The sequence below is a fragment of the Mycolicibacter icosiumassiliensis genome, assembly GCF_900078685.2.
Lineage (GTDB): Bacteria > Actinomycetota > Actinomycetes > Mycobacteriales > Mycobacteriaceae > Mycobacterium > Mycobacterium icosiumassiliensis.
Window position 1 is genome coordinate 1596893 of the sequence record NZ_LT546166.1, and the last position, 13097, is coordinate 1609989.

11 protein-coding genes, 1 tRNA gene and 3 pseudogenes are annotated in these 13097 nt (G+C 65.7%); 9 read left to right on the forward strand and 6 right to left on the reverse strand.

The features are described 5' to 3' along the window. Positions 1-101: 101 nt before the first annotated feature. The 3 pseudogenes from BN4346_RS31480 to BN4346_RS31490 all read right to left on the reverse strand — a co-directional run. Positions 102-464 (reverse strand): annotated as a pseudogene (locus BN4346_RS31480) (integrase core domain-containing protein); the annotation flags it as partial. Next, positions 430-1189, reverse strand: a pseudogene (locus tag BN4346_RS31485) (IS30 family transposase); the annotation flags it as partial. The pseudogenes BN4346_RS31485 and BN4346_RS31480, both read right to left, overlap by 35 nt. Next, positions 1182-1609: pseudogene (locus BN4346_RS31490) on the reverse strand (transposase); the annotation flags it as partial. The pseudogenes BN4346_RS31485 and BN4346_RS31490, both read right to left, overlap by 8 nt. Positions 1610-1716: 107 nt before the next feature. Between BN4346_RS31490 and BN4346_RS48415 the strand changes: the two are divergent. Continuing rightward, positions 1717-2061 (forward strand): site-specific integrase, encoded by a 345-nt coding sequence (locus BN4346_RS48415; protein WP_067970609.1) that lies wholly within the window; start codon positions 1717-1719, stop codon positions 2059-2061. Here BN4346_RS48415 and BN4346_RS31500 read toward each other — a convergent pair. After that, a complete protein-coding gene (locus tag BN4346_RS31500) occupies positions 2033-3103 on the reverse strand; it encodes a DUF4062 domain-containing protein (RefSeq protein ID WP_067970611.1) in 1071 nt (356 codons plus the stop codon). The genes BN4346_RS48415 and BN4346_RS31500 overlap by 29 nt on opposite strands. Positions 3104-3192: 89 nt before the next feature. Beyond that, positions 3193-3265 (reverse strand) — tRNA-Asp (locus BN4346_RS31505). Positions 3266-3409: 144 nt separating this feature from the next. On the opposite strand from BN4346_RS31505, the gene BN4346_RS31510 reads away from it, so the two are divergent. Together BN4346_RS31510 and BN4346_RS31515 are read left to right on the forward strand one after the other, a co-directional pair. Continuing rightward, the gene (locus BN4346_RS31510) at positions 3410-4222 is read left to right on the forward strand and encodes a biotin--[acetyl-CoA-carboxylase] ligase (protein ID WP_067970614.1); all 813 of its coding nucleotides are present in this window, start codon (positions 3410-3412) and stop codon (positions 4220-4222) included. Between the two features lie 8 nt (positions 4223-4230). Next, on the forward strand, positions 4231-4755 hold the full coding sequence (locus BN4346_RS31515) for a PH domain-containing protein (RefSeq protein ID WP_067970616.1): 525 nt from the start codon (positions 4231-4233) through the stop codon (positions 4753-4755). Here BN4346_RS31515 and BN4346_RS31520 read toward each other — a convergent pair. Next, complete coding sequence (locus BN4346_RS31520) at positions 4752-5399, reverse strand: GtrA family protein (protein ID WP_067970618.1); 648 nt, start codon at positions 5397-5399, stop codon at positions 4752-4754. The two genes, BN4346_RS31515 and BN4346_RS31520, sit on opposite strands and share 4 nt — an antisense overlap. 138 nt (positions 5400-5537) lie before the next feature. Between BN4346_RS31520 and BN4346_RS31525 the strand changes: the two genes are divergently transcribed. From BN4346_RS31525 to BN4346_RS31550, 6 genes are all read left to right on the forward strand, one after another. After that, positions 5538-6761 carry a 5-(carboxyamino)imidazole ribonucleotide synthase gene (locus BN4346_RS31525; RefSeq protein WP_407695069.1) on the forward strand — a complete coding sequence of 408 codons (1224 nt, stop codon included), beginning with the start codon at positions 5538-5540 and terminating at the stop codon, positions 6759-6761. Continuing rightward, positions 6754-7269 carry a 5-(carboxyamino)imidazole ribonucleotide mutase gene (gene purE, locus BN4346_RS31530; protein ID WP_067970622.1) on the forward strand — a complete coding sequence of 172 codons (516 nt, stop codon included), beginning with the start codon at positions 6754-6756 and terminating at the stop codon, positions 7267-7269. Before BN4346_RS31525 ends, purE begins: the two co-directional genes overlap by 8 nt. 14 nt (positions 7270-7283) lie before the next feature. Continuing rightward, positions 7284-8453: an acyl-CoA dehydrogenase gene (locus BN4346_RS31535; RefSeq protein ID WP_067970624.1), complete on the forward strand. Its 1170-nt coding sequence runs from the start codon at positions 7284-7286 to the stop codon at positions 8451-8453. A 213-nt stretch (positions 8454-8666) separates the two neighbouring features. Next, complete coding sequence (locus BN4346_RS31540; RefSeq protein WP_067970625.1) at positions 8667-9800, forward strand: aminotransferase class V-fold PLP-dependent enzyme; 1134 nt, start codon at positions 8667-8669, stop codon at positions 9798-9800. Positions 9801-9804: 4 nt separating this feature from the next. After that, the gene (pta, locus tag BN4346_RS31545; protein ID WP_067970627.1) at positions 9805-11904 is read left to right on the forward strand and encodes a phosphate acetyltransferase; all 2100 of its coding nucleotides are present in this window, start codon (positions 9805-9807) and stop codon (positions 11902-11904) included. Beyond that, entirely contained in the window at positions 11901-13055 is a 1155-nt protein-coding gene (locus BN4346_RS31550; protein ID WP_067970629.1) for an acetate kinase, read from the forward strand. Before pta ends, BN4346_RS31550 begins: the two co-directional genes overlap by 4 nt. The last annotated feature ends 42 nt before the right edge of the window (positions 13056-13097 follow it).

Here is a 13097-nt window from a genome sequence, read left to right on the forward strand (position 1 = left end):
GATCTGGCAGACCACCGCCGCGCCCCGGTGCCGAGTTCCTACGCCGAACCCCCTGGCGAAGAAGCTGTCTGTGAACCGTCCCGGGTTTGATGCGCACCCGGTTACTGGTGTGCCGCCTGTTGAGCATCGGCTTGTTGATCATAGTAAGCGGTCTCGTACTCGGCTGGTGGGATTCGGCCGAGGCGGTGCATGAGCCGGCTGGTGTTGTACCAGTGCACCCAGTCAGCGGTGAGTAGCTCCACGTCGGACAGCCGGTGCAGGGGGCCACGCCGAAATGGTGCGTCGTCACGGACGGCTTCGGTCTTGTAGAGGCCGATGGTGGTCTCGGCCAGCGCGTTATCGTAGGCGTCGCCGACCGAGCCAATCGATGCCACCAGTCCGGACAACGACAGGGTCTCCCCGAACCGCACCGACGTGTATTGACCGGGTTCAACTGATGGATGCAACACCGGCTTGTCGGAGTGAGAGTAGCTGCTCGTTGAATGCTTCGGCGGGTGTCTTCCAGCCGAGTCTCTTTCGGGGCCTGGTGTTCAGTGCGTGAGCGACTGCCTAGATCTCCTCTGCGGACCACCGAGAGAGATCGGTGCCTTTCGGAAAGTACTGGCGTAGAAGGCCATTGGGGTTCTCGTTCGTGCCGCGTTGCCAAGGGGACTGGAGGTTGGCGAAAAAGACGGGGATGCCGATCTCGATCTGGAACTGGGCGTGGGCTGACATCTCCTTTCCTCGGTCCTAGGTCAGCGACCGGGCGAGTTGCTCGGGCAGGGTCGACATGGTGTTGGCAAGGGTGTTTTTCATCGTGAGTGCGCCGTAGCCGGCCAGAGCCGGGCCGTTCTTCGGGGTTTCCTTGTGCCGATAGCCCTCCTCGCGGGGGAGGTGGACCAGCATCGTGTATCTGGTCGTGCGCTCGACGACAGTGCCGATTGCCGAGCGCCCCAGACCGATCAGGAGATCGCCCTCCCCATGGCCTGGAACAGCGCGGTCCTCGGCCTCTGCGGGCCCGTTGGCTGATCAGCGTCTCAGGGGTGACGTGGGCCCAGGTCTTTCGCCGTGATCGTTCCCGCGGCGCTTTGAGTGCGCGTCCGGTGCGTAAGCACCAGACCAGTTCACGTTTGAGCGCGCCACGGCCCTGGATGTAGAGCGATTGGTAAATCGCCTCGTGGCTGATGCGCACGGAATCGTCCTCGGGGAAGCCAGGCGTAGAAGGTTCTCGGGACGATTGCACAGTCGTGCTCGTACAGCACGCGGCAGATCGGAACGACCCCGAACCGAGCACGATGCTCGGCGATGAACGCACAGATCAGCGGTGTCGCGGGTCGCTCTCCCGCGCGAAGAAACTCGTTGCCGCCTTCAGTATTTCGATGGTCTGCTCAAGCTCACGGTTCTTGCGCTTGAGTTCCCGGTTCTCGCGTGCGATTTCGCTGGAAACCCCGTCGCGCTGCCCGGCGTCAACCTCGGTCTGGGTCACCCACCGGCGCAGCGTGTCCGCCGACACGCTCAACCGTTTTGCGGCCGCGGCGATGCAGGCCGTCCTGGTGTCGTAGTCCTGCTCATGGTCGGCGACCAACCGCACCGCCCGCGCCCTGAACTCGTCGTCGTATTTCTTCGGCATGATGCGCCTTACCTTCCCTCGAAATAAGGTATGCATCAAAGCCGGGGCGGTTCAGGTAGGACACGCGTAACCAGTGGAACCAGCCACGCCACACTTGGTCGGACCCGTTGGACCTCGGCGGGTTCTACAGCAAGATCGCCTGGCCAGCCTTGGAGGCGGTCGGATTGCCGGCCAGCCGACCTGCCTACACCGCCGAGGACGGCACCGCCGTACCTGCCGTCAAAGGCGTTCGCTTGCACGACTTGCGACACACAGCGGCAGTGCTGTGGCTGACCAATGGCGTTCACTTCATGCAGGTAGCAAAGTGGTTGGGGCACAGCAGCTACGTGCTAACGCTGACCACCTACGCCAACTACATTCCCGAGGTCGAAACCGAAAATCCATTGCCCGAACGCGTTGTACCGGTAGCGAAGCTGAAAGTGGTCAATCTGTTTGGTCGTCCGATTGCCTAGGCGTGTCGTCGATATTGCGCCGAATAGCCCGGAGAAATGTGAGGTGTCGATCGCCCTTGTTGGTGAGAGCCAGGTACTTGTTTGTGTCGTTGATTGGCCTCCTCTTCTGTCCGTTGTCGATCAGGCCGAGCGCACGAAACTGGACGCGAATCATGTCCCAGTGATCGTTATAGATATTGATTTCTCGATTGCTGAAGCCCTTGCAAGATTCCCTGTCATCGTCATTTAGCATCACGAAAGCATGGGTCGCCGCCCGTTGGCGTACGTCGTGTTCTATCGCCTCGTCAATCATGGCTGGGCCGATGTCGCCGAACAATTCATCCCATGTGGTGCGCGCTTCTGCGTCCAACCGGTACTTCTGCCAACCGGTTTCCGACCTCTTCTGCCCAGTAACGACTACCGGGATGCTCACTTCGTCACTGCCCTGGGCGAGTTCCGAGGTGTCCTCCACCAAAGCGGATTGCGCACTCTCGCGCTCAGCTTCCGCCTTGGCCAATCGCTGCTTCAGTTCGAGCATTTCGCGCTCAGTCTCAACTGTCATTGCCTTATCGCCGCGTACCCATCCGATGCCTGGCTCTTTGCGGGTCAAGGCTACGAGGCTTAGCGCGACGTTGCCGCCGAGTTCCGCCGCACTCGTGAAGTACTTGACCGGGCGGCTCTCGACCTTCGTGCGAAACTCGGCGAGTTTCGCTCTCGCTTCGTCGTTCTGGTCAGTCTTCCCTGCCTCTATGCGCTCAGGGTCTTTGTGCAGGAAGCCGATCACCGGCGTCTTGGTCTCGATTGCGTAGTCATATTCACGTTCGGTATAACTGATGCCTTCGGCGTTCATGCTGCCGTAGCGACCACCTACGACCACCACGTAGTAGTCGCTCTCGTCAATGACTCGCTTGATGAGGGTCCATTGATCCTCGTTGGCGGCCGGAAACATTTCCATCCCAGCCGGAAGATGTTCGAGGCCAAGGATCGCCTGGATTGCTGCGCCACGTTCATCAGCGAGGTCGTCGTAAGTCGAACTGACGAAAACCTGGTATCGCTTATCCATGTGGCCATGATCGCATCCCCCGGCGACAACCTTGTACGTTCCAGAAGAGGCACGGAGCACCGGTAGTGGTGCTCAACGTGCCTCTTCCCAAACCTAGGCGGGATTCGAACCCGCACCCACCGCGTCGACAATGCGGCACTCTATCCGTTGAGCTACTAGGACATGCCCAGTTTATAGCCACCCGTCGGGGACTCGCGGGCGTGTCATTAAGCGTGTCGCGTGCCGCCGGTCGCCGCGAATACAGTGGACTGGCGAAGTCCCGGGCGTCTAGGTCAGGCGGCTAGCACTGGTGAGTAAGCTGGCGAAATGAGTCTTGTGCCAAGGCCGCCGCTGGACGTAGCCGCTCTGCGAGCCGGGCTGACCGGGCCGAATGGGCCGTGGCGCGCCGTGGATGTCGTCGACGAGACCGGTTCCACCAATGCGGATCTGTTGGCTCGCGCCGCAGCGGGCGAAGACATCGACGGAGCCGTGCTGTTGGCCGAACATCAGACGGCCGGCCGTGGACGTCACGGTCGACACTGGAGCGCCCCGGCGCGCAGCCAACTCTCGCTGTCGGTAGGAGTCGCCGCGGACACCGTGCCGACATCGGGTTGGGGTTGGCTGACTCTGGCCACCGGTGTCGCGGTCGCCGATGCGATTGCCGACGTTTCGGACTTGCAGATCGGCCTGAAGTGGCCCAACGACATTCTCGTGGGCGACGGCAAGCTGGCCGGCATTCTCGCCGAGGTCGCCGCGCCACAGCGGGTGATCGTGGTGGGCCTCGGGCTCAACGTGTCCATGACCGCCGAGGAGGCACCGGATCCCGCAGCGGTCTCACTGGGCATGCTCGGTGCCGCGGTGGTTGACCGAAACCTCTGGGCCGACAAGGTCCTTCGTCACCTCGCGGATCGGATCGCGGCCTGGCGGGCGGCCGGCGGGGCAGACGACGCGCTGGTGTCGGACTATCGGCGGCACAGCTGCACTCTGGGAGCTCAGGTGCGCGCCGACATACCCGGCGACCAGCGAGTGGAGGGACTCGCCGAGGCCATCGATGACACCGGTCGGCTGGTGATCAACACCGGGGATGGCACCGTCACGGTGTCGGCCGGCGACGTCACCCGACTGCGGCCCACCGGCTAGGGCCGGCCGTGGGTTACCCGGAGAGCGTGCTGGCCGAGGACGAGCAGCTGGTGTTGCACCGGCACCCGCACGTCAAACGTCTGATTCTGCCGGTGCTGGCACTGCTGCTGGTCACCGCCTGCGCCGCGTTTGCCGCCGGGTTCGTCAACTCGCGGGTCTGGGATCCCACCGCCAAGAACGTCGTCTTCGGGGTGATCTGGGCGATCTGGCTGGTGGTATTCGGCTGGCTGACGCTGTGGCCGTTCCTGAGTTGGCTGACGACGCATTTCGTGGTCACCGACCGGCGGGTGATGTTCCGGCACGGGTTGTTGACCCGCAGTGGCATCGACATCGCTCTGGCGCGGATCAACAGTGTGGAGTTCGTGCACGGGTTCATCGACCGGATCTTGCGAACCGGGACGCTGATCATCGAGTCGGCATCAGCCGAACCATTGGAGTTCTATGACATCCCGCGCGTGGAGCAGGTCCACACGTTGCTCTATCGGGAGGTCTTCGACGGCTCCGATCCGAAGGTCTTTGACGGTTCCGGTTAGGACGTCTTCGACAGACCGTCCGCCGGCGGTTGATGACGGGCCGGACGCCGGAACAGCGTCACCACGCCGGTATCCGGGCCGCCCTCCAGGGCGTCTTCGATCGCCTCAGCGAGCGCACCGGTCTCGATTGTCGCGTCCAGCGCGGCATCGGTACTACGGGCGAACTCGTCGGGAAAGACCCAGCGGCGGAACGCCCAGAACCGGAATGCCATCTGCAGCAGGTTGCCGACGATGTACGCCGAGACGAAGTCTGAGAGGTTCTCGATGGTCAACGACACCATCGGCACCCGCAGCCCAAGCACGTAGCTGGAGAACCACAACGGGGCCATGGATAACACCACACCGACGCCGCTGACCCCGAAGAACAGCAGGGCCTCGTGGTGCCGCTCCCGGCCGCCCCGGTCTTTGAAACTCCACTCACGGTTGAGGATGTAGGAAGCGATCACCGCGACAATTCCCGAGATGACCTTGGCGGTGACGGGCTTGGGCGAAAGGATCGTCAGCTTGAGGGTGTAGAACAACGCGGAGTCGATGACAAAGGTGGTCGCGCCGACGATGGCGAACTTGATCAGCTCATGATGGCGTTCGGCCAGCGGACGGATCCCCCGCGGCAGGCGTGCGATCGTGGCGTCGGTAAAAGACACAAGTTGCCAGTGTACGGACTCGGCCCCATCTGCGCCTAACGACTGCATAACGACCGCGCGGGCCCATGGCGCCGACGCGCGCCGCGCGGCCGCGCCGCGCTTGCGATCGCCGCGTGCCGACGTGACACGATATTGCCCGTGCCGAACCCCCCAACCACGACGCCGCCTGCGGGCGGACGTAGCCCCCTCGTCGCCATGGTGGGCGGCGGCCAGCTGGCGCGGATGACCCATCAAGCCGCGATCGCGCTAGGGCAGCGGCTACGGGTGCTGGCCGCGGCGGCCGACGAGCCGGCCGCCCAGGTCACCCCCGACGTGGTGATCGGATTGCACACCGACCTCGATGCCCTGCGCCGGGTGGCCGCTGGGGCTACTGTGCTCACCTTCGACCACGAGCATGTCCCGGGCGAGCTGCTGGACCAGCTGATCGCTGAGGGCGTCAACGTCGCGCCGCCGCCGGCGGCGTTGCTGCACGCCCAGGACAAACTGGTGATGCGCCGCAAGCTATCGGCGCTGGGGGCGCCGGTGCCGCGGTTCGCCGCGATCGAGACGCCCGAGGATCTCGACGACTTCGCCGCGCTGACCGGTGGCCCGATGGTGGTGAAGGCGGCCCGGGGCGGCTACGACGGGCGCGGGGTGTCCATCGTTGATGACGTGGCCCAGGCCCGGGCGGTCGTCACTGACTATCTGGCCGCCGGTGTGCCGGTGTTGGCCGAAGAGCGGGTCGCGATGCGCCGCGAACTCTCGGCGCTGGTGGCCCGGTCGCCGTTCGGCCAGGGCGCGGCGTGGCCGGTGGTCGAGACCGTGCAAGAAGACGGAATCTGCGTGACGGTGATCGCGCCTGCCCCCGACCTTTCGGGTGAATCGGCTTCTGCTGCACAACAATTGGCGCTGCGTTTGGCCGATGAGTTGGGTGTGGTCGGGGTGTTGGCGGTCGAGCTTTTCGAAACCGTCGACGGGCAGTTGTTGGTCAACGAGCTGGCGATGCGCCCGCACAACTCGGGGCACTGGACCATGGACGGTGCTGCCACCAGCCAGTTCGAACAGCATCTCCGCGCGGTGCTGGACTATCCGCTCGGCGCCACCACGCCGGTGGCCGCGGTGACCGTGATGGCCAATGTCCTCGGCGCCCCGCAAACGCCCGCGATGACGATGGACGAGCGGCTGCACCACCTGTTCGCGCGCTATCCCGACGCCCGAGTCCACCTCTACGGCAAGGACGAACGGCCGGGCCGCAAGATCGGCCACATCAACCTCCTCGGTGCGGACACGAACGACGTGGCGAACCTGAGCGAGCGGGCCGAAAGCGCGGCACACTGGTTGTCGCACGGGGAATGGAGCGATGGATGGGATCCGCATGAGTGAGCACAAGCCCGGTCCCCGGGTCGGCGTCATCATGGGCAGTGACAGCGACTGGTCGGTGATGGAGGAGGCAGCGCTCGCGCTGGCCGAGTTCGACATCCCCTTCGAGGTCGGCGTGGTCTCGGCGCATCGCACTCCGCAGCGGATGTTCGACTACGCCCGCGACGCGGCCGGCCGCGGCATCGAGGTGATCATCGCCGGCGCGGGCGGCGCCGCGCACCTGCCCGGAATGGTGGCTTCTGCCACACCGCTGCCGGTGATCGGGGTCCCGGTGCCACTGGCTCGCCTTGATGGGCTGGATTCTTTGCTGTCGATCGTGCAGATGCCTGCCGGTGTGCCGGTGGCCACCGTTTCCATCGGTGGCGCGCGCAACGCCGGTTTGCTGGCAGCCCGCATTCTGGGCTCTGCCGATGCGGCGCTGCGGGCTCGGATGGTGGCGTTCCAGGCCGAGTTGGCTGATCTCGTGTTTGCGAAAGACGCCGCGTTGCAGGGTAGAGTTAGCGGCCATTAACTGAGGAGGCTGTGATGGCTGGGTGGGCCGGGAATCCGTCGTTTGACCTGTTCAAGCTCCCCGAGGAGCATGACGAGTTGCGGGCAGCGATTCGAGCGTTGGCGGAGAAGGAGATCGCTCCGTACGCCAAGGAGGTCGACGAGCAGGCTCGGTTCCCCGAGGAAGCACTGGCGGCGCTGAACGCGTCGGGCTTCAACGCCGTCCACGTCCCGGAGGAGTACGGCGGCCAGGGCGCGGACTCGGTCGCGGCCTGCATCGTCATCGAGGAAGTGGCGCGGGTGTGTGCTTCGTCGTCGCTGATTCCTGCGGTGAACAAGCTGGGCACCATGGGTCTGATCCTGTCCGGGTCCGAGGAGCTCAAGGCGCAGGTGCTGCCGGGTTTGGCGGCCGGTGAGGTGATGGCCTCCTACGCACTGTCCGAGCGCGAAGCCGGCAGTGACGCCGCGGCGATGCGTACCCGAGCCAAGGCCGATGGTGATGACTGGATCCTCAATGGCTCCAAGTGCTGGATCACCAACGGTGGCAAGTCCAGCTGGTACACGGTGATGGCGGTGACCGACCCGGATCTGGACGCCAACGGCATCTCGGCGTTCATGGTGCACATCGACGACGAGGGCTTCACGATCGGGCCCAAGGAGCACAAGCTCGGTATCAAGGGTTCGCCCACCACGGAGTTGTACTTCGAGAACTGCCGGATTCCCGGCGACCGGATCATCGGCGAGCCGGGGACGGGGTTCAAGACCGCGCTGCGGACCTTGGATCACACCCGTCCGACCATCGGTGCGCAGGCGGTCGGTATTGCCCAGGGCGCGTTGGACGCGGCGATCGAATACACCAAGGACCGCAAGCAGTTCGGCAAGAACATCAGCACGTTCCAGGGTGTGCAGTTCATGCTCGCCGACATGGCGATGAAGCTGGAGGCCGCGCGGTTGATGGTGTATTCGGCGGCGGCGCGTGCTGAGCGCGGTGAGACCGGGTTGGGCTTCATCTCGGCGGCCAGCAAGTGTTTCGCCTCGGATGTGGCGATGGAAGTGACCACCGATGCGGTGCAGTTGTTCGGTGGGGCGGGTTACACCACGGACTTCCCGGTTGAGCGGATGATGCGCGACGCCAAGATCACCCAGATCTATGAGGGCACCAACCAGATCCAGCGCGTCGTCATGAGCCGACACCTGCTGCGCTGACGCAGCGATGACACACCGGATCGACCTCGTCCGCGCGTCGGTCGGGGCACCGTTGTCCGCGGCACCGCAGAAGCGCTGGGCCGGTGGCTCGGCGGCCGCAACATTTCCGATGTCGTGATCGGCTTAAGGACCTCGCGCGCATCGGTGAACTGACGAATGCGACAGCCCTAAGATTGGCATTCGGCGCTGTCCGCCCCACCTAGGAGAGGCTTTATGCCAGGACTTCTTCCCGCGGTCGACCCCGACGGATTGCTGGAGTACTCCGTCGTCTACACCGACCGGGCGCTCAACCACATGTCCGTGCGCTTCCAAGACGTCATGAACGACGTCTCGGCGATGCTGCGCGAGGTGTATCACGCCGACGCGGCAGTGGTCGTGCCCGGCAACGGAACGTGCGGCATGGAGGCGGTCGCGCGCCAGTTCGCCAACGACGCCGATGTGCTCGTCGTCCGGAACGGGTTCTTCAGCTACCGCTGGAGTCAGATCCTTGCGACCGGCCGCATCACCGACCGCGTCACCGTACTCAAGGCACGCCCGACCGGCGACGGCGACCAGGCGCCCTTCGCTCCCGCGCCCATCGACGAGGTCGAGGAGGCGATCGCACGGATCCGGCCGGCGGTGGTGTGCGTTCCGCACGTGGAGACCGCCAGCGGAATCCTGCTGCCCGACGACTACCTGGCGCGCATCGGCACGGCCACCGCCGCGGTGGGCGGCCTGTTCGTCCTGGACTGCATCGCCGCCGGCGTGGTCTGGGCGGACATGGCGGCGCTCGGGGTGGACGTATTGGTGACCGCGCCGCAGAAGGACTGGAGTGCCGAGCCGGGCTGCGCCATGGTCTGCCTGTCCAACCGGGCGCTGGAGGTCATGGAGCGCACCCAGAGCACCAGCTTCGCGCTGGACCTCAAGAAGTGGCGCGAGATCATGGTGGCCTACGAAAACGGTGGCCACGCCTATCACGCGACCATGCCGACCGGCGTGATCAGCAGCCTTCGCGACGCCATGGCCGAAACCCGTGACCGCGGCTTCGAGACCGTGCGCGAGCAGCAGTTCACCCTGGGGCGCAAGGTACGTGCGCTGCTGGCCGAACGCGGCTTCCCCAGCGTGGCCGCACCGGGATTCGAAGCGCCCGGCGTGGTGGTCAGCTACACCACCGACCCCGACATCCGCACCGGCAGAAAGTTTCTGGCGCAAGGCCTGCAGACCGCGGCCGGAGTGCCGCTGCAATGCGATGAGCCGGCGACGTTCAGCACCTTCCGGATAGGGCTGTTCGGTCTGGACAAGTTGGCCGATATCGAGGGAACGGTGGCGCGACTGAGCTCCGCGATCGACCGGATCGCCTTGGCCTGATCCGATGTCAGAAGGTAACGCCGGCACGTCGAGCATCTACCTCGCCGCCGCCGAGGGCGGCACCGGCAAGTCCGTGCTCGCGCTGGGCCTGCTGCACCTTCTGGCCGCCTCCTCGACCCGGGTCGGGGTTTTCCGGCCGGTCGTGCGATCGCTGGACGAGCCCGACGAGCAACTCGAACTGCTGCTGGCTCATGCCACCGCCACCATCGACGACCACGGTGCCTGCCGTGGCGTCACCTACCAGCAGGTCTTCGCCGACCGGGAGGCGGCGTTGGGCGAGATCGTCGCGCGTTTCCACGAAGTCGCCCGGCACTGCGACACCGTGCTGGTGGTCGGCAGCGACTACACCGACGTCGTCAACCCGAGTGAGTTAAGCTTCAACGCGCGCGTCGCGGTGAACCTGGGGGCGCCACTGGTGTTGGCGGTCAACGGCTACAACCGCGACGCGCAGGCCATCGCGGAGATCACCGAGCGTTGCCTGGCCGAAGTGGCCGCGGTACACGCCCATCCGGCGGCGGTGATCGCCAACCGCTGCGACCCGGACCGGCTGGCCGATGTCACCCAGGCGATCTCGGTACGCCTGGCCGGCATAGGCGTTCCGGCGTTCGCGGTTCCGGAGGTGGCGCTGCTGTCGGCCCCGACCATGGCCGAACTCTGCACCGCGCTGGGTGGCACTGTCTACAGCGGCGACCCGGAGTTGCTGCGCCGTGAAGCGCTCAGCGTCATGGTCGGCGGCATGACCGCTGAGAACATTCTCGATCGACTGTCCGAGGGCCAGGTGGTGATCGTGCCGGCCGACCGCTCCGACGTCCTGCTGGCATTGGTGAACGCGCATGAGGCACAGGGCTTCCCATCTCTGGCGGGGATCATCCTCAACGGCGGTCTGCTGCCTCACCCGGCCATCGACAAATTGGTGAAGGGCCTGCGGCCCACCCTGCCGTTGATCGCCACCAGCCACCGCACCTACGACACCGCCGAAAAGGTGTCGCACACCGGCTCGAAGATCACCATCGGTGCGTTGCGCAAGATCGACACGGCGCTAGCCCTGGTGGCCGCGCACATCGACGGCGCCGAGCTGGCCGACCGGATCCGGGTGCCGGCGTCGACGGTGATCACCCCGCAGATGTTCGAGTACCGGCTGCTGGAACGGGCCCGCGCCGACCGTCGCCACATCGTGCTGCCGGAAGCAACAGATGACCGGATCTTGTTGGCAGCCGGGCGGTTACTATCGCGCGGGATCGTCGATCTGACCCTGCTCGGCGTGGAAGGTGCAGTGCGCCAACGCGGCGCCGAGCTGGGAGTGGACCTGGACGCCGCGCGGGTGATCGACCCAGAGACCAGTGACCTGCGGGATACCTTCGGCGCCGAATACACCAGACTGCGCGCGCACAAGGGTGTGACCGAGGACCGTGCCCGCGAGATCATGCGCGACATCTCCTATTTCGGCACCATGATGGTGCATCTGGGGATCGCCGACGGAATGGTGTCGGGTGCCGTGCACACCACCGCCCACACGATCAGGCCGGCGTTCGAGATCATCCGGACCGCGCCCGGGGTGTCCACGGTCTCCAGTGTGTTCCTGATGTGCCTGTCCGACCGGGTGCTGGCCTACGGGGACTGCGCGGTGGTGCCCGATCCGACCATTGAGCAACTCGCCGATATTGCCATCTCCTCGGCGGCCACCGCGGCAGCGTTCGGCATCGAACCCAGAGTCGCGCTGCTGTCCTACTCGACGGGCGAATCCGGTTCCGGCGCCGGGGTCGACAAGGTTCGTGCGGCAACGCAATTGGTGCACGAGCGTCGCCCCGATCTACTCGCCGACGGTCCGATCCAATACGACGCCGCGGTCGACGAGGGGGTGGCCGCGGCCAAGATGCCGGACTCGCCGGTGGCGGGGCGGGCCACCGTGCTGGTGTTCCCAGACCTCAACACCGGTAACAACACCTATAAGGCGGTGCAGCGCAGTGCCGGTGCGCTCGCGATCGGCCCGGTGCTGCAGGGACTGGCCAAGCCCGTCAACGACCTGTCCCGGGGTGCGCTGGTCGACGACATCGTCTACACCGTGGCCATCACTGCAATCCAGGCGCAGGGCGTGACTCCGTGAACGAAACCGCATCCGGCCTGGTGCTGGTGCTCAACTCCGGCTCGTCGTCGATCAAATTCCAACTGGTCGACCCGGTGGCCGGGACCGCGGTGCTGTCCGGACTGGTGGAGCAGATCGGCGAGGCGGACAGCCCGGTGGCCGACCACGCCGCCGGGCTGCGGCTGATCCATCGGCAGCTCATCGACTCCGGCATTGGCCTGGCCGCTGTCCGTGCCGTGGGGCACCGGGTGGTGCACGGGGGCAACCTGTTCCATGCACCCACACTGATCACCGATGAGGTGGTGTCCGAGGTGGCGCGGCTGGCCGAGCTGGCGCCGCTGCACAATCCGGCCAACGTCATCGGGATCGAAGTGGCCCGCAAGGACTTTCCCGACGTCCCGCATGTGGCGGTGTTCGACACCGGCTTCTTCCACTCGCTGCCGGCGGCCGCGGCCAACTATGCCATCGACCACGACGTCGCGACCCGATACGGTATTCGCCGCTACGGATTCCACGGCACCTCACATGAATACGTCTCCGGTGAGACCGTCGCCGTGCTGGGCCGTGACCCCGGCGAGTTGAACATCATCGTGCTGCACCTGGGCAACGGGGCTTCGGCTTCGGCCGTGCAAGGCGGGGTGGCCGTCGAGACATCGATGGGGTTGACCCCGCTGGAGGGCCTGGTGATGGGGACCCGCAGCGGTGACATCGACCCCGGGGTGTTGTTCCACCTCAACCGCACCGCCGGGATGGGTGTCGATGAGCTCGACGAGCTGCTGAACCGCCGCTCCGGGCTCAAGGGGCTCAGCGGGGTCAACGATTTCCGCGAGTTGCTGGAGAAGCGGGAGGCCGGCGGCGCGCTGGGCGAGGCCGCCGGACTGGCCTACGACGTCTACATTCACCGACTGCGCAAATACGTGGGCGCCTACCTGGCGGTGCTGGGCCGAGTCGACGCCATCGCCTTCACGGCCGGGGTGGGGGAGAACGCGCCCAGCGTGCGCGAGGACGCACTGGCCGGCCTGGACGGGCTGGGCATCGTCGTGGACCCCGAACGCAACCGCACCGGCAGGGGCGCCCGGATCATCTCAGCCGACGGATCGCGCACCACCGTCTTGGTGGTTCCCACCAATGAAGAGCTGGCGATCGCGCGGGCCGCCTGGCAGTTCGTCTGAGCGCCGCCCGCGATCGCGTCACCCGGCCCGGGGTAAAACCGG

Bases quoted from the DNA above. Each gene is read 5' to 3' on its own strand.
- pta (WP_067970627.1), top strand. From the start codon at position 9,805: ATGTCAGAAGGTAACGCCGGCACGTCGAGCATCTACCTCGCCGCCGCC.
- BN4346_RS31500 (WP_067970611.1), bottom strand. From the start codon at position 3,103: ATGGATAAGCGATACCAGGTTTTCGTCAGTTCGACTTACGACGACCTC.
- BN4346_RS31510 (WP_067970614.1), top strand. From the start codon at position 3,410: ATGAGTCTTGTGCCAAGGCCGCCGCTGGACGTAGCCGCTCTGCGAGCC.
- BN4346_RS31540 (WP_067970625.1), top strand. From the start codon at position 8,667: ATGCCAGGACTTCTTCCCGCGGTCGACCCCGACGGATTGCTGGAGTAC.
- purE (WP_067970622.1), top strand. From the start codon at position 6,754: ATGAGTGAGCACAAGCCCGGTCCCCGGGTCGGCGTCATCATGGGCAGT.
- BN4346_RS31535 (WP_067970624.1), top strand. From the start codon at position 7,284: ATGGCTGGGTGGGCCGGGAATCCGTCGTTTGACCTGTTCAAGCTCCCC.